This window comes from Thiomonas sp. TH-17 (assembly GCF_057473305.1).
In genome coordinates this window covers 1-15352 of the sequence record NZ_JBYCKI010000067.1, presented here as the reverse complement: position 1 = coordinate 15352, position 15352 = coordinate 1, and the positions used below count along the sequence as shown (strand labels likewise).

The window sequence follows — 15352 nt, the reverse complement described above, 5'->3', positions numbered from 1 at the left end:
CACGGCGCGGCACGCGCCGAGTCAATCACTATGGGCCTCGGTTTCCGCTGGCGGCGAGTCCGAGCGGAATACTCACTTCAACGGCTCGCACTCCACTCGTGCTCGAACGAGCCACGCTCGAAGCTGCTGAAGCCCTCACGCTGCCGGGCGGAATCGATCATCGATTGCAATCGCCCGTGCGCGCCCGGATTGCGCTCGGCGGTCGGCGGTGGCGCTGCACGCCCTGCGTCGCGATCGCGTGTCTCGGTGCGCTGCGCGATTGCTTCGCCCAGCGCACCACGCTCCACCGCCGCGCGAGTCGCCGTCGGCGTCAACGCCATCTCGTTGCCACCGCGATTCATGTCGAGCCGCGCTGCTAGCTTCCCGGCGTTGTCCGTCACCAACATGGCTGAATCGCGCGCCCGCGACAACGAGACGTACAAGCGATCCAGCGTGCTCAGGTTCTGCTGGCTTGAACGCATCCATGCGATGGCCACGTCCGCGGTTTTGCCTTGCGCCTGATCGGCGGTCATCGCGTAGGCGTGGTCGATGCGCAGGGCGCGGGTGGTGTCGAGCTTCAGTCCCTGGCCGTGCGTATCACGCACGTGCAGATGCTGCGCGTCGTGGCCGGCGACGGTCAGCATGCTACCCGTGGGCAGGCGCAGCGTGCTGCCGTCGTCTCGTAGCGCCTGGATCGGTCCGCGCGTGACGATCTTCGCGCCGGCGCCGATCTCGAGCGCCTTCGCGTCATGCACTTCGAGGCGCGTGAGCTGACGCGGATCGAAGCTCCAGCGAGCGCCGTTCTCGCGCTCGACGGTGATGCGCCCGTCGCGCACCGACACGACGGACGTGATCTCACCCTTGCCGGGGCCGCCCTGGTAGGCCCGGCCCCATTCGATGCGATCGCCGGGCTGATAGCGCGCCGCATCGGCGCGCTGTGTCGCAGTCCACTGCTTGCTGTCCAGCACCGCGACTTCGCGCAAGTCACGCACCTGGCCGGCAGCGATGCGCTGCGCATGGATCGCGCTGTTCAGATCGGCACGATCGGCACGACTCAAGCCGATCACCAGCATGTCCTTGCCCTGGCCGGTCGCGTCCCTATAGCGCGTGGCGATGCGCTCGATCGCCTGCTCGCGCACGCTGGGGCCGCCGTCCTCGCGGCCCTTGCCCTTGGCCGGCTTGATCTCGTGCACCTCGATGCGGCGCAGCGCCTCGGCGGTCTTGCCCGCCAGTGCGTCATAGACCGCTTGACGCAACCCTTCGTGGCGCTGGCGCACGATCTCGGTCAGGTTCTCGCTGCCCAGCTGTTCGCGCAACTGGGTGAAGGCGGCGCCGGCGCCGACGCTACCGATCTGCCGGGTATCGCCGACCAACAGCACGTGCGCCTGCTCCGCACGCGCGCGTTCCAGCAGCTTCTCCATTTCCTCGGCGGCCACCATGCCGGCCTCGTCCACGATCCAAACCGCGCGCTCTGGCTGTTCGGCCGGCTTGCGCGCCAGCGCCGCAGAAACCGTCTCGTCGCGCAGGCCCAGCGCGTGGCCCAGCGTCTGCGCGGCGCTGCCGGTGGGCGCGAGGGCGCGTACCTGCCAGCCGCCTTCACGCGCGACCTCGGCCACCGCCGCCAGCACGGTCGTGGTCTTGGCCGTGCCGGCGTGGCCGTGCAAGATCTGCAAGCCGCTCTGACGCTCCAGCAAGCTGGCCACGGCCACGCGCTGCTCGGCACTGAACGCGTGGCCAGTCGCCTGCTCGCGGGCCACGATGACGCGCTCGATCGCGGCTTGGCGCGTCGTCGTCTCGCGTGCCGCGCCCGGTGCTTCGCCGATGCGCGAGGCGCCCTCGCGCTGTAGCGCGGCGGCGTGCCCCAGCAGGGCACGCTCGGTGCGCAGGCCTTCGCGCGTGGTGTAACCCTCGCGCCAGTCGCGCTGGCCACCGGCCGCGCGGCCCCAGGTGCGCCGTGCCTGCAGCTCGCCAGCCTGCTGGGCACGCTCGATGGCAGCCTGGATCGCCTTCTCGCCCGCCTGCCCCTGGCTGGCGATGCGTGCTTCGTGCGCGAGGTCGCGCGCACTGAAGCGCGCATCGCGCTCGGCCAGATGCTCGGCGGCACGGTGCACCGCGGTGTCGGCTGCGGCGGCGCGCGCCGCCGCCTCGAGCGCGTGGCCCTGCGGGCGCTGCTCGGGCTCAAAGCCGTGTTCCCGCGCGGTGCTGCGCCAGTCCACGGCCAGCGCGGCGCGATCCTGCACGTCCTTGGGCGCGCGCGTCTCCAACGTCGCCACCTGTTTCTCATCGGCGCTGGCGGTCTCGCGCGACAGGCCACGCGCTTCCAGCGCGGCATCAATCTCGGCCTTGCGACTGCTCCACGCCTCGCGCAACGCTTCCGGTACTTCGCGCAGCTCGAAACTGGGGTGACCTTGGCTGTTCACGGTCCAATCGACCGTGTAGCCGGCCTCGCGCGCGCCATGCGCGAGCGTGTTCATGTAAACCGCGTTGGCTTCGGCCTGCGCCGCATAGATCTCGCGCGAGTCGATCGAGCGCCACGCGCCCGCCTCCGGGTCGCGCGTGACGTTGGCGATCACCGCATGCGAATGCAGCTGCGGATCGGCGTTCCGGGACGTGGTATGCCGGAACACCGCCGCGGTCATGCCGTCGCCCTGCTTCCACACGTACTCGCCCTCGGCACCGCGCTGGCGCGTCACGATGGCGTGCTGCTCCAGGTGCGACAGCGCCGCATGCACGGCGGCGGCGTGCGCCGCGACCAGGCGATCATCGCCGGTGAGCGCAGCGATGCTGGCCGACTTCGGCGCGGAGAAGGTCACATCCCAGCCGGGCGTGTGCGCCTCGGCGCGGCCGACTTGCCGGCCTTCCACGCGGCCTTCGAGGACTTCGGCGAACCTCACCGCGTTGTCGCGCACCATCGGCCCGCTGAGGCCGAGCGCGGCGGCGCTTTCGCCGAAGAAGCGCGCCGGCGCGGATCCGCCCTCTCTGTAGTAGTCGTCGCGCTCCGAGTAATACCCCAGCGCCTGCCCGCCGCTGCCGACTTTGCTGATCGTGATCATGCGGCGTCGCCCGTTCCTGCTGCGCTGGTTTTCGCCTCTGCGTCGTCGCGCCAGCTCGCGTCGCGCAGCGCCTGCAACTGCGCAGTGAGCTCTGGCTCTGACGCCGGCGCAGGTGTCTGCACCGGTGCCGCGCTGGTGGGCGCAGGAACCGCCGACGCAACCGGTGTCGCCGGCGCAGGTGGCACGGGCCGCGCCGGTTCAAAGGCTGCGGCGACGATGGGCCGGTCGCGCGGCGTCAGCCGCACCGCGGCGATCGGCAAATCACCGGCGCCGAATTTCAAAAACCCGCATAGCTTGGGCAGTCGGTGCGTGTCCAGCTCACTGGGTAAGACCAGACGCTCGACGCTGATCTGCCGCGTGCTGGTTTGCTGCGCGCCGTGATCGGCGCGGCCCGAGGCGCGCGTCAACCGCGAGACTTGATGATCCCCAAGCAAGCGCGAGCAATATTCGGCGGTGTTGGCATCTCCACACGCCAAGGTCAACTGCGACCCGCAGCAGCTCACGAGCGTGTGCGCGCTGTGCTGCCCGTAGAGCCGGACCAGCTGATCAATCGCCTGCACGCCGAGGATCGCGCACCCACCGGATTTGCGCGCACGGGTCAGGAAGTCTTCGAGATTGGCCAACCGACCGATGGCTGCCGTTTCGTCGAGAATCAACCACGTGCGGCAGTCCGGATCGGCAGGCTGTTCGAGGACACCCAGCGCGATCAGATCGAGCTGCGCGCCGATCAAGGTTCGCATGGCTGAGATCTGCGCATCCTGATAATTCCACCATGCGGCGCCGGCGCCATCGCGCGCCCATGCGCGCACTGAGAAGGCCTTGGCGCCTGCATGGGGCGCCAGCCAGCTCAACGGCTGGATGTAGGGCGAGGCGGTGCCGCGCACGCTGTGAAACATGGGCGAGTCGGCCTTCTCGGGCAATAGTCCTGCCGCCGGCGTGACCGCGAGGCGTTCGCGCAATTCGTCGAGCTTCGCGTGCAACGACAGATGCACGATCGCCGCGTTGTCCAAGCTCGCGGAATGGCAGTGCAGCAGGATGCCTTGCAGGAACTGCTGTGCAAACCTGTGCCAGGACGCATCCTGGCCCTCAGCATCCGGTACCAGGGAGCGTGCGAGCAGCGCGGCATCCTCGGGCGTACGCATCTCCGCCAGCGGGCTCCACTGCGCTGACCGCGCATCCAGAGGATTGAGCACGACATCGCCGGCGCGCCAAAACCGCGCCAAGTATTCGCCTTTGGGATCGCCCACGGCCGCGCGATCGCCACGCTCCCTGATCGCGTCCAGAATCTCGGCGATCGTTACGCTCTTGCCCGTGCCCGGCGCGCCAGTCACCAGCAAGTGACGTGGTTCGAGCTCGCGCGGCATCGGTACGCCGCCGATGACAATCCCGCCGAGCTTGCCGCGGTAGCGCTTCTCGCACATCTGCGCCACGACGCTCGCGCGCTGGAGCTGCGAACCGCGCAGTGCGACTTCGCCGCGCTGTGCCTTCTGCTGCTGCCGGCGTACGAAACTCTCAACGATGATCCAGGTGCTACCCGCAGCGACTGCGCCGCTCCAGTCGCCCACCCCGGCGGCCAACGTGACGCCCAGCAGCACCGCGCCCCGCCAGCTCAGACTCCACGCAGTGCGGTGGGCCCAGCGCTGAAACAGCGCATCCGGACCCGTCCCGAGCACGCGCGGCGTCAATGTGCCGCCCAGGATGAGGCCCAGCAGCAGGGCAGAATGCAAAGCCATCAGGTCGTAAAACATGAGCGCGTCCTCGGAATCAGGCGGAGTGCCTATCCCTATAGGCGCAGGCGCTGCCCGCCGTGCGTATTCCGGTTCAACCCGCCACCCGTTCCGATCTCAAATCCGTCATAGCTGAGGTCCAACCCACGTTTCGTCGTGATCGTCGGACGCTGCACGCGAGCTCCGATCTGCGGGCGGTGTCATGCTGCTGCCTGATCTTCGAACCCGGCGCATACTTGCGATCTTGGCGGGGCGATCGATCATGCCGCGCCGCTGTGGTTCCTCATGTCGTTGCCGAACGGCGCGCACATCAAACTGCGGCGGCGACAGGGGTGCAGGGTGCAGGCTGGACTGCATGCGGCCACCGCACACACAGCACTAGCGTTAGATTGGCTTGAGTGGCACGTGTGACCCAAAGAGCGGGACCATCGGATCGGTGATCCTTCCTGACTAGGCCATGCTCGCGGACGCGCTGATTTAGCGCCACGATCATTTGCTAGAAATCGCGCTCCGAATATTGCTCGCCGAGAAGTAGGTCTGATGCGTCGTACGCCTATACAGTGGACCAATCAACAAGGCGCGATCCTGAGCCGCAGCCGCTACGCCCGGTCCAGGCCGTGCCAAGTCCGGCCGCCAGAGACGGTCACCAGCACTGCATAGGACTGCACCACCCGCCCCGCCGCCCTCTTGGCCTTGGCTAGCACCTCTTCCTTGGTGATATCCGCCTCGTAGTTGTATTCCGCCGGCGGCATCCGGAACCGGCACTTGTCGGTCTCCAGAGTGTCCGTGAAACCCAGCTTGGCGAGAGTCTCGTACAGCTGCTGGTAGTGCTCCCAGGTGGCGTCATGCAGCTCGATGCGAACGGTGAAACGGGGCATGGTGTGATCTCCGTTTGGGAGTGGTGTGAACGGCGCGGGGCCCGGATTCGGCGGCTCAATGCCATGGCGCATCGCCCAGCGCGTGGATATCGTCGAAGTGGGGGCAGCGATGGTCCTTGAGCGCGGCCACCTTTCGGCTCGGCCCCAAGGTCATGCGGTTGCCGTCGTACTCGGTGTACAGCTCCGGCAGCGTCTCGGACCAGGGCGTGATCAGCTGCATGAACTGCCCCACCGCCGTAGACGCCAGGGTGCCGTTGGGCCAGATGACTTGTGGGCGGCCGCCGACGGCGCCATAGTGTTTCGCCTCCTCGGCCAGGCGCGTCTCGGTGATGAAGCCAAAGCAGCGCAGGCAGGGGCGGTCAGGCAGGGACAGGATGACCTGGCCCGTGACGGCAAAGCACGGCGCGGTGCCGTGCACGTCCATGCCCAGATCCAGGTAAGGGATGTGGAATCGGCGGGCGAACTGCTCGAGCTCAGCGCGGGCCCGGTAGCTGTCCATGCAGCCAAAAATCGCATGGCTGAACTTCAGGGCATCGCCCACCGCCTGCCAGGGTTCGGCGTAGGTAGCCACCGTGGCCTCGGGATTAATCTCGGTCAAACGCCGCGCTATTACATCCACCTTGAGGTCTCCCCGCTGTGCGGCAACGGCGCCCAGCCCGACCATGCGGTTGCTGTTGCTGACGTCGGCGTGATCGAAGTCCACCAGGTGGAAGCGTCCGACGCCGATGTGCGCCAACTGCTGCACGACATGGGAGCCACCCCCGCACAGGCCGACGACGGTGACCTCGGTCGAGCCGAGGATCGCCGCGGCGTGGTCGCCGAGAAAGCCCTGACGGGCGTGACGCTCATGCATGGTGGCCTCCGAGGCGGAGCACCGCCGTACCGATGGATACGATGTCGGTGAGCGGGTGCACCGCCCGATCCTGCGGACACCAGATCCGTCCTGCCACCGCGTCCAGACTCAGCAACAGGGTGCCGTGCGGCTGGGTCGGGGCTACCTTCCAGAAATCGGGCATGAACTTGGCGCTTTCGCGCAGATCCACCTGACTGAAGCTAGGAATGCCGCGATGGTCGTGCCTATGGAGGTGGAACACCGGTCCTTGTCGCTGGTAGGCCAGCTGCAGTGCAAGCCGGAAGGCGGTAGGCCCGAGGACCGCGCCCATACTGTCGCTTTCGATGTAGTCGGCGTCGGCCACCGGCAGATAGGTCTGGGCCAAGAGCAGGCAGCGGCCTGGGGCCGCCCCGATGCGACAATGCAGGAAGCCCACTCGCTCCCACGCATGAGCATGGGGTCGGGAGAGGTCCGCGTGAATGGCTGCGAGCATCGACTCCGGCAGGCGGGCCTGGTAGTTCATCGCAGGGCGTGCAGGTGGGCGAGCAGCATCTGCGGCAGCGGCAGGCTGGCGCTGACGTTTTGCCAAGACCAAGTGTGCCATGTGCGACCCAGGAGGGAATGTACGGTCCAGTTCGCGGGCTGCCCTCCGATGCGCTCGCGCTCCGGGATCGGCTCGGCCAAGAACAACCGGGTCGCGTAGCCGGTATGGGGGCCAGGACACAGCAGGGCGTCGATCTCGAGCCGTGACTCCCCCACATGGACCGGCTGGTGCGGCAAATACAGGTAGCGGTGCCCACCCTCGGTCAGCAGTTGGGCGTCCGGGTTGATGGCCCGGACGCTGGCGAGCTGGGTTTCATCCGGGCTCACGACGAGCCTCCCTGCCGCACATGGCTGACGAACACCTCGCCGCCCTTGATGTGCAGGGAGCGATCATCGTTGAGCGGTTTGAACTCGGCGTCTTTGACCAGATCGAGCTCATAGTCGGGCGGAATGCCGTAGCGGTGCTTGAGCTCGCTGACCTTATAGACGCCGTCCGGAATCCTGTGCTCGACCCCGTCCACCGAAATCGTCACCAGCAGGCCGTGCTCGTGACCCGGACCCTTGTCGTGGTTGTCTTGGGATGTGTTCATCACTGGGCTCCTTGGCCGAGTCGAAGAGTTCACCAGCAGAATTGTGGTTATGCCAGCACAGAAAGTGCGCTATACCGAACTTTTGCCCAGCATGGGGGTGACGTGCGCGTATGTCAACCGATTTGTTCGGTATAGTAGTACCCGCTCTATCTTGACGCCAAGGACACTACCTGTTATGTCGAAAAAACTCGGTGAAAAGCTCCGCACGCTACGCAAGAAGCAGGACGGGCTTACCTTGGACAAGCTCGCGGCCCTGGCGGGCATGAGCAAGAGCTACTTGTGGGAGCTGGAGAATCGCGACTCGCCTCGACCCTCGGCGGAAAAGCTCGCGGCGCTGGCCGCCCTGCTCGGTGTGACCACGGACTTCCTGCTCGATGAGGACATTACCGAGCCGGATGAGCGGCACCTGGATGTGGTGTTCTTTCGCAATTACTCGCAGCTGCTCCCGGAAGACAAGGAACGCATCCGGAAAATCGTCGTGACGTTCCGGAAGGAATCGTGACGCCCGAGGTCTGGACCCCGTCCAACGCGGCCTACCGGTTGACCAATGTGGTCAACGCGTTTGCAGCCGCCCACGGACTTGACCGATTCCCGGTGTCGGTGCCGGACCTAGCGCGGGAAGCGGCAGCCATCTTCCACTGGCCCGACCCAATTACACAGGTCCAGGCTGCCGATATCCCCCGCTTTGAAGGCGCGCTATATCCTGGCGATGGCCGTAGCCACTGGCTGTTGCTCTACAACGACCGCCTGACCTCGGTGGGTCGGATTCGGTTCACACAGGCCCATGAGCTCGGGCACTACGTGCTCCATCGGATGCAACGGGAGGCCTTCGAGTGCACCGAACGGGATATGTTGGATTGGTCGGACGACGAGAAGAACATCGAGGTACAAGCCGACCTGTTCGCGTCGACCTTGCTGATGCCACTGGATGATTTTCGCCAGCAGGTCAACGCGTCGGTGGACTTCGACTTGTTGGGCGCCTGCGCACGCCACTATGGGACGTCCCTGACGGCGACGATCCTCAAGTGGTTGGACTTCACGGACGAAAATGCCGTCCTGGTCGTATCGCGCGATGGCTTCATCCTGTGGTCACATGCCAGCAAGCTGGCCATGCGCGCCGGCGCGTTCTTCCGCACCCGCAGCAGCACGATCGAAGTGCCGTCGAGCACATTGACACAGGACGCGCAGGTGGCGCTGGATCGGGTAGGACGGGCGGTAGACGCGCGGGCGTGGTTTCCGCACGCCGAGTCCGGCGCGAGCGTGCGCGAGCTTAAGATCACGGCCGACCAGTACGACAGCGTACTCACGTTGCTGATCTTGCCCCGGCACCTACGTGTGTGGCCGGACAATCGCCCAGACGAGGACTGATCGGCGGACGCGTCAGCCTGGGGCATCCCCGGAGCACTCTTGGCGCACCATTGCAAGTATCTCGGTCACCAAGGACCACGACTTGGCCCTGACATACTCACTGGAGCGGTAGGACGTAATTACACCTACCATGCGGAGGACGTTGTCGGGTGCCCACGCGGCCCCTGGCGTTGGCTCCTGCAGTTGCCAGAGTGGCCCGCCGCTAATTCCATGCAATTTGGGTAGCTCCGCCGGCGCACCGGCGAGCGTCTTGGCGCTGTTGTCGCATAGCAAGAACAAGTCGATCCCTGCATCCACGGGCATATCGGCGTGGGTGGGGGCAGTCGGCAACATCGCCGTGTAGATCGACAGATGCGTCCCGATGAGCTGGTCCGGCGTGGTTCGCGACAACGCGTGGGGATAGCCAGTGACAATGTAGGAGGTGGCCGTGGCCGGGGTTGGCAGGTCGACCTGCGTACTATCGAGCACCCCCCAGCCGGCGCGCAACTTCGCTTCGACCTCCGGTGACTTGATCTCGAAGGCCATGACGTCGAAGCGCTTGTCGTCCTTTGGCGTATGCCGGTCAAAGCTCCCTAACGTCCAGATCTCGCGCGACGCTGGGCTTAAGGGCACGGCAAATTGGGTCAGGTCGACACCCTCTTCGTACAGGTGGGCGGCAGTGATCAGGAACAACCGGCCGTCGTCGTCGTAGAGCACACCGGTGCCGTGGATCTCGGCCAAGCCGTCCTGGGTCTGAGTCGAGATGATCGGCAGCGTGTGTTGGACGATGTGGCGGGCGAGGACTTGGATTTCGAGCTTGTTCACGGGAGGCCTGACGTGGGGGAGAGAAGAATTTTGTGTAACCGGGATCTGAGCTACAGCTGAGGAAGTCGCTCCTCGAACTGGATCGTAAAGCGGTTCAAGGCAGCCAGTCACGACTCGCAAGCGCCTTCATCGCTCACCCACTCGAGTTCCGCATCGGGACCATCAGCTACCAATGGAAACCAATCGGAACTCTTCGGAACTCGTTCACCGTGGCGCGTCGTCACCCCAGAGATCCCGCGGCGCATGGGCATCGAGGGCGAGCAATCGCCGCGCTCGCCACGTCAGCAGAATCCACGTGAGCAACGCGAGCGTGATCGCGCCCGCCGCCGGCCAGACCACAGCGATGCGCTGTGCACGCGGGAGCAGCAGCGCACGCCCGACGCGCGTCGCGGTCAGGTCCGCGAACAGCGCGCAACGCGGCCGCAGGCCGCGGATCGCGTGCTGGCACAGCCCGACCCGCGCCAGGACGTAGCCCTCGGTGTACTGAGTCAGCTCCACGCGGTCGCGAGCGGGCAGCGGCAGCGAACCCCACTCGATCGCATTGCCGGCGACCAGGCCGCCGATGGCCCCGATCAGGGCCATCAACAGCGCCAAACGCAGGCGGATGACGTGCTCGGAGACTGCGGCACCGGTGCTCACGTCCGCACTCCCGGCAACAGCTTGCCGAGTGCCTCGGCAATCACGCGCAAATCAGCCGACTGCTTGCGCTCGGCTGCGTCCAAAGCCGTGTGCACGGTGTCCACCAGTTGGCAGCGGTATTCGCTCGCCACCGCGTCCAGCTGCGCACGCTGGCGAAGCGCCTGCCGAATGAGCGTCGCGACGCTCATTTCGGCTTCGTCAGCATCCCGTTTCAACGCCTCGAATTCAACGGTCGTGAAGCGCAAGGTGTAGCGGATTTCGCGGTTCACGACTGCTCCCCCGAGGCGGCAGGGCGGCCGTCCAGTCTCGCATGCGCCATCGCTTCAACTTCGACGCGAATGCCGGCCTGGTCAATGAGGGCCAGCAGCGTACGATCCCCAGCCTCGCGCTGCGCTTTTTCGTGCGCCGCCAGCGTGCGCTTCAAGTGCGCGATCCGCGCGCGAATTTCGTCGGGTGTTTTCATTTCGTGCTCCTGAGAGCGGGATGCTCATCCCTATAGGCGCACGCCTAAATCGAGCGGCCGGATCGTCATCGGCCCTGCCCGCAATCCGCAGCGCAATTGGCGCGTCGCGTGCGCAGGAATCGAGGACCGGAATGTCATCACGGCCCGCTGATGAGCGCGGCGATGCACCCGCGCCGTGCGCGTCGGACGTGTCCGACGCAAGCGAATCAGCCGATTAGGTGCTGATTCGCCCGGCATGTCCGACGTGCCGTCCGACACCATGTCGGACACGCTCGCGCAAGGCCCCACAAGGCCTCGCGCCGCTTTGGATCTGGCTTTGTCCTGCCGCAGGCGTGCATGGTGTGTGCAGCTCTCACGCAAAAGCGGGAGAGCTGATGAGGGCGCGGGATGAAAGTCCCGTGCCCGACACAATGGGCGCCCGCCAGAGGCGGGCAACATCAGCCCCGCGCGGCTTCGGAACGAAGCGCAACTTTTTCAATTCTGCGAACGGTCCAGCGGAACCGCGCGGGGCTCTGCGGCCACGCTTCGGCTTGGCGAGTTTGCATACGAATACGCAGTGACTTGCCGGCACGATTCGTGGGATCTGATCGGCGGTTCATGCGAACCGCTGCGGGCTGCTTTTACGGCGTTCCGCTACTCAAACTCAAAGATCGGCGCCATTTTCGCGAGCACCTCGTCCATGATCGATGCGGGCAAGGTGTCCACCTTGCGCGCATTGCGAGCACCAAGATCGAGCACACGAGGCTGCTCGCAGCGAACGACGCCGGTTATTTTGATGCCCGTGACGGGGACAGCGAACCCCTGCGACGAGCGAAGTCGCCGCGGGTGATCGTGCAGATCACTGGCAACTTGGTTGCCTCGTTGAACTCGGCCGGCGACACGACCAGGACAAGGCGGTTACCGCGTTGCTCGCGCCCTTCGGTCGGATCAAGCGAGACCAGATAGATGTCGCCGCGCCTCATATCAGCTCGCCACCTACGGCGGGCGCATCGACCCATTCGCGTTCTTCCGCCGGTTGCGGTTCAGAATAGTCTGAGGCAGCCAGCAGCTCCGCGAGCGTGTAACGCGGCCGAGGTTTAGGATCGACCACCAGGCGGCCATCGGCGACGGCCACGCCTACGGTGGCTCCGGCTTGCAGGTGCAGTTGATTGAGGAAAGCTGGTGGAACGGCCAACATGACCGAACCGTCGACCTTGCGCAGGTGGGTCGTGTGCATGACGGACTCTTTGGTTATATCTCAGTATGCATATTTGCCGCCGCGCTAAGCGCGAAGGTGCCTTTTCAGGGGCACGACGCCCGTGTCGGCAGCCCGCAACGCCGCACCAACTCCCTGCGCAGCGCCTGCAGGCCACCACGGCGCAGCATGCGTGGCGCCGAGCCGTGGTGAGGGTTCGCACCATCCCCCCGCCCCCCACCCCCCAGCGCACCAAGGTCAGCAAGCGCCCTGTGCGTCGTTGGGCGCGGCAGCGCGAGCGCTCGCGCCAGCTCGCCCGTGGTCATCGGTGCGAGCTGAAGCGCCTGCGCGATTCGGAGTTGACCAACAGGCCGATGCGTCATGGCGCATCACCCTGTTCTTTGCCATCGTGATCCGGGGCAACTCCGCGACGCACGCCGAACGTGTTTGCAATCTTCGCCAGTTCGGCTGTGCCGACGGCCGTCGGAGATTCCGGACGTGCAAGCTCACGCGCCTTGATGGCGGCGAGTGCCTCGCCGCCAGCGTCAGCAGGCGACTGGCGTTGTGGCTTCGGCAACAACGCTGCGGCGACGGCCGTCGGCAGTGGCTTCTGGCCAGCGGCTGAGACTGTCGTCGCCGCCCGTTCGACAGCAGCCTCGCCGTACTTGGAGATCAACTCGGTGACTGCCTCGCGATCGTCTTCATCCCAGACCGTAACGCCGTGCACCATCGCGCCCCGCTTCATTGAATCAGAATCAACCGCAGCAGCAGCTTTTTCAGGCGCGCGCGTACGCGCGTGCTGCTGCTTCTTGGTTTTGCCTTCTTGGTACTTCTCTAATGGTGCAGCCACCGAGATTCGGTCACCGAAGTTCGGTGACTGCACCTCGGTGGCATCCGCTTCGCCGCCGGACGGCTGTGGTACGTCGTAGATGGTATTTGTCTTGTAGAACCGGCCACCGGCGCCGCGCTCGGTGATGGTAATGAGATACCGAGCCTCGCGCAGCTCTCGCAGCGCCTTCAAGATGACGTAGCGGCCCTCATTAGGACTTTCGCGTGCGAGGTCATGCGCGGTCATGCTGAAACCATCGGTGTTTGACAGGAGCCGCTCAAGCAGCCCGCGCGCGCGGAATGACAGTCTGCAGTCGCGCAGCCGCGCGTGCGGCACGATTTCAAAGCTTTCTTTCCGCCGCGGGGCTCGGACAATCCCCCCTCGCCCCCCCTTTCTGGGAGCGAGGCCGTTGGTATCGGGGATGGTCACATCTCACCCAATTCCAGACTTTTCTCAAGCATTTCAAGAACCTGTAGCGGGTCAAGATCGTCACTCTTGACCTCCAAAGCCTTGTTGATACTTGAGATTTTTGGCCTGGGTTCACGGTGGCTGGCGTCACGCTTGACCAACCCACATCGCATCTCATTTTCATCATGTTTCGCCGTAGCAACAATGAGTTGTGGCGTCAGCTCGGCGCCGCGCTGCGCGAGCTGCATGGCAGCCCAGCCACACGCCGCCGCCGCGCGGGCACGCCCCCAGCGCGCGCGGAGAACCAGCCAGTCCTCTGCCTTCTGCGCTGCAGCAAGCAGCTCGGTTTCACCCGTCATTTCTCACCCCCTTTCTGCGGCGCAGCAGAGGCGGTTTTGCGGGGCCGGCCCGCGCGCCGCGTCGCCGGGGGGTTCGCACCGTCGCGCCGTGGGACTGCTGAGCCATCGATCACTGCCGCGAGGTCGGCGATGTGCACAAGCCGCGCGCGGCCAATTTTTCGTGTCGCGCATGGAAATTGCCCACGCGACCTCGCTTCACGCGCTGACTTTGCAGCCCGCTTTGGACGGCGCCCCAGCATGTCAAGAGCCTCATCGAGGCTGATCAGCGGCCGCCCAAACTTGACGGCGAGGATCTCCACTGTGTCCATATGGCATACCTAATGTCAGGAATGCCGTGCTCACAAATAGACGTCTAGACGTCTATACGAAGCCAGCCGCGCGCGCAAATGCGGCGCGCACGGCATGGCCGCGCGCGCGTGGCTGGCTTCGGATTAGTGTACTTGTCGGTTCAGTTGGCGCGGCGCGAGCGCCAGGTGAACCACGCGCCGGGCGCGCAGCGTGGCGCGCGCCCGCGCCACCATGCCAGTGACATGATTCCTGCGGGCAGGCAGTGCCGCCGCCTGCACGCTCGCCGCCGCCGCCGCCCTGCGCGCGGCACGCCGGGCGCGCGTCCGTGCACATGCCCGTGCATATACACCGCGGTGGCACAGCACACTGCTGGCCACCCCAGGCAGCCAGCAGGCAGCAAGGCCAAGCCCCGCCGCGACCGCTGCCAGCGCCAGCAGGAGCGCGCTGGCAGCTGTCAGCGCAAGTGCAAGCAGCATCAGCGCGGCCAGCACGCCCAGCCCGCCGATCAACCCTTTTAGGCTCAGCGCGCCGCGCGCGATGCGCTGAATGCTGGGGGTGCTAAGGTCGATGCGCATGGTATCCACACTCATACAAATACCACAGCGCTGCGCGCGCGCAAGTGGCACGCATGCCCTGCGCAATCGAAATGTCGCTGGCGCCCTCTGAGAGCGTTTCAACCGCATATTTTTTGCGCTGAAAGCATCCAATAGGATACACATTTACGATGCTTGTGTTTGAAGCAACTGCCGAGTTCGACCGCTTGCTGTCCCGGTTGCAGGATCGCGCCGCCAAGGCGCGGATCGTGCAGCGCATCGAATCAGCTTCAGTAACGGGCACCCTCGGCAGACTAAGTAGCCATGCCAACGATCAAAACGAAGACTGGCGCCCGTCGTGCACTTGGCATCAAGACGTTCGATCCCGCCGACTACCTCGACGACGAACAAACCATTGCGGAATACCTGACGGCCGCACTCTGGGATCCAAGCCCCGATGCGATGCTCGCTGCAATCCGCCATGCCGCGCGCGCCCGCGGCATGGCGAAACTCGCCGACGACGCCACCTGGCCGAGAGAGCTTGTACAAGGCACTTGAGCCGGGCGCCAAGCCACGCTAAGACACCATCCTCAAGGTCATCCGCGCGCTGGGCGTGCGGCTCGAGGCGCAGGCAGAGTGATCGCTTGGCGTCGCCAAGCACTCGGTGGGGACAATATGGGGACGCGCCGACAGGCAACGCGCAAGCAACTTCCGCGCAATTTGGGGACAATATGGGGACAACGAGGCATCAAAAGCGCCGACATATCCGCAAGTTGACATGTGTAAGTTATTGATTTTGGTGCCGGAGATAGGAGTCGAACCTACGACCTACGCATTACGAATGCGCCGCTCTACCAACTGAGCTACTCCGGCGAAAGGTCGCGT

At 65.5% G+C, this 15352-nt stretch carries 21 protein-coding genes and 1 tRNA gene; 3 read left to right on the top strand and 19 right to left on the bottom strand.

Features of this window, described 5'->3' with window-relative positions; all coding sequences use genetic code 11:
* Positions 1-77 precede the first annotated feature (77 nt).
* From mobF to AC2VLV_RS04465, 7 genes are all read right to left on the bottom strand, one after another.
* Positions 78-3032, bottom strand: coding sequence for a MobF family relaxase (gene mobF / locus AC2VLV_RS04495; RefSeq protein ID WP_486988833.1), 2955 nt, complete (start codon positions 3030-3032; stop codon positions 78-80).
* Entirely contained in the window at positions 3029-4780 is a 1752-nt protein-coding gene (locus tag AC2VLV_RS04490; protein WP_486988832.1) for a type IV secretion system DNA-binding domain-containing protein, read from the bottom strand. The genes mobF and AC2VLV_RS04490 overlap by 4 nt, the downstream gene beginning before the upstream one ends.
* Before the next feature lie 578 nt (positions 4781-5358).
* Positions 5359-5637 carry a hypothetical protein gene (locus AC2VLV_RS04485; protein ID WP_486988831.1) on the bottom strand — a complete coding sequence of 93 codons (279 nt, stop codon included), beginning with the start codon at positions 5635-5637 and terminating at the stop codon, positions 5359-5361.
* Positions 5638-5692: 55 nt separating this feature from the next.
* Entirely contained in the window at positions 5693-6490 is a 798-nt protein-coding gene (locus tag AC2VLV_RS04480) for a HesA/MoeB/ThiF family protein (RefSeq protein ID WP_486988830.1), read from the bottom strand.
* Positions 6483-6992, bottom strand: coding sequence for a hypothetical protein (locus AC2VLV_RS04475; RefSeq protein ID WP_486988829.1), 510 nt, complete (start codon positions 6990-6992; stop codon positions 6483-6485). The genes AC2VLV_RS04480 and AC2VLV_RS04475 overlap by 8 nt, the downstream gene beginning before the upstream one ends.
* Positions 6989-7339 carry a hypothetical protein gene (locus tag AC2VLV_RS04470; RefSeq protein WP_486988828.1) on the bottom strand — a complete coding sequence of 117 codons (351 nt, stop codon included), beginning with the start codon at positions 7337-7339 and terminating at the stop codon, positions 6989-6991. The genes AC2VLV_RS04475 and AC2VLV_RS04470 overlap by 4 nt, the downstream gene beginning before the upstream one ends.
* On the bottom strand, positions 7336-7602 hold the full coding sequence (locus AC2VLV_RS04465; RefSeq protein WP_486988827.1) for a hypothetical protein: 267 nt from the start codon (positions 7600-7602) through the stop codon (positions 7336-7338). The genes AC2VLV_RS04470 and AC2VLV_RS04465 overlap by 4 nt, the downstream gene beginning before the upstream one ends.
* Before the next feature lie 175 nt (positions 7603-7777).
* Here AC2VLV_RS04465 and AC2VLV_RS04460 point away from each other — a divergent pair, with 175 nt between their 5' ends.
* Positions 7778-8104, top strand: coding sequence for a helix-turn-helix domain-containing protein (locus AC2VLV_RS04460; RefSeq protein ID WP_486988826.1), 327 nt, complete (start codon positions 7778-7780; stop codon positions 8102-8104).
* Positions 8101-8970: an ImmA/IrrE family metallo-endopeptidase gene (locus AC2VLV_RS04455; RefSeq protein WP_486988825.1), complete on the top strand. Its 870-nt coding sequence runs from the start codon at positions 8101-8103 to the stop codon at positions 8968-8970. Before AC2VLV_RS04460 ends, AC2VLV_RS04455 begins: the two co-directional genes overlap by 4 nt.
* A 12-nt stretch (positions 8971-8982) precedes the next feature.
* Here the strand turns inward: AC2VLV_RS04455 and AC2VLV_RS04450 are convergent, their stop codons facing one another.
* From AC2VLV_RS04450 to AC2VLV_RS04400, 11 genes are all read right to left on the bottom strand, one after another.
* Positions 8983-9774 (bottom strand): hypothetical protein, encoded by a 792-nt coding sequence (locus tag AC2VLV_RS04450; protein WP_486988824.1) that lies wholly within the window; start codon positions 9772-9774, stop codon positions 8983-8985.
* Positions 9775-9978: 204 nt separating this feature from the next.
* Entirely contained in the window at positions 9979-10413 is a 435-nt protein-coding gene (locus AC2VLV_RS04445; RefSeq protein WP_486988823.1) for a hypothetical protein, read from the bottom strand.
* The gene (locus tag AC2VLV_RS04440) at positions 10410-10682 is read right to left on the bottom strand and encodes a plasmid mobilization protein (RefSeq protein WP_486988822.1); all 273 of its coding nucleotides are present in this window, start codon (positions 10680-10682) and stop codon (positions 10410-10412) included. The genes AC2VLV_RS04445 and AC2VLV_RS04440 overlap by 4 nt, the downstream gene beginning before the upstream one ends.
* Entirely contained in the window at positions 10679-10876 is a 198-nt protein-coding gene (locus tag AC2VLV_RS04435; protein WP_486988821.1) for a hypothetical protein, read from the bottom strand. The genes AC2VLV_RS04440 and AC2VLV_RS04435 overlap by 4 nt, the downstream gene beginning before the upstream one ends.
* Positions 10877-11509: 633 nt before the next feature.
* Positions 11510-11647: a type II toxin-antitoxin system PemK/MazF family toxin gene (locus AC2VLV_RS04430; protein WP_486988846.1), complete on the bottom strand. Its 138-nt coding sequence runs from the start codon at positions 11645-11647 to the stop codon at positions 11510-11512.
* Positions 11644-11838 carry a type II toxin-antitoxin system PemK/MazF family toxin gene (locus AC2VLV_RS04425; RefSeq protein ID WP_486988820.1) on the bottom strand — a complete coding sequence of 65 codons (195 nt, stop codon included), beginning with the start codon at positions 11836-11838 and terminating at the stop codon, positions 11644-11646. Before AC2VLV_RS04425 ends, AC2VLV_RS04430 begins: the two co-directional genes overlap by 4 nt.
* Entirely contained in the window at positions 11835-12092 is a 258-nt protein-coding gene (locus AC2VLV_RS04420) for an AbrB/MazE/SpoVT family DNA-binding domain-containing protein (RefSeq protein ID WP_486988819.1), read from the bottom strand. Before AC2VLV_RS04420 ends, AC2VLV_RS04425 begins: the two co-directional genes overlap by 4 nt.
* 65 nt (positions 12093-12157) lie before the next feature.
* Positions 12158-12376: a helix-turn-helix domain-containing protein gene (locus AC2VLV_RS04415; protein WP_486988845.1), complete on the bottom strand. Its 219-nt coding sequence runs from the start codon at positions 12374-12376 to the stop codon at positions 12158-12160.
* Between the two features lie 53 nt (positions 12377-12429).
* On the bottom strand, positions 12430-13125 hold the full coding sequence (locus AC2VLV_RS04410) for a hypothetical protein (protein WP_486988818.1): 696 nt from the start codon (positions 13123-13125) through the stop codon (positions 12430-12432).
* Between the two features lie 179 nt (positions 13126-13304).
* Positions 13305-13646, bottom strand: coding sequence for a hypothetical protein (locus AC2VLV_RS04405; protein WP_486988817.1), 342 nt, complete (start codon positions 13644-13646; stop codon positions 13305-13307).
* 431 nt (positions 13647-14077) lie between these two features.
* Complete coding sequence (locus tag AC2VLV_RS04400) at positions 14078-14509, bottom strand: hypothetical protein (protein ID WP_486988816.1); 432 nt, start codon at positions 14507-14509, stop codon at positions 14078-14080.
* 282 nt (positions 14510-14791) lie between these two features.
* Here AC2VLV_RS04400 and AC2VLV_RS04395 point away from each other — a divergent pair, with 282 nt between their 5' ends.
* Positions 14792-15025, top strand: coding sequence for a hypothetical protein (locus AC2VLV_RS04395; RefSeq protein WP_486988815.1), 234 nt, complete (start codon positions 14792-14794; stop codon positions 15023-15025).
* Positions 15026-15264: 239 nt separating this feature from the next.
* Here the strand turns inward: AC2VLV_RS04395 and AC2VLV_RS04390 are convergent.
* A tRNA-Thr gene (locus AC2VLV_RS04390) sits at positions 15265-15340 on the bottom strand.
* Positions 15341-15352 lie beyond the last annotated feature (12 nt).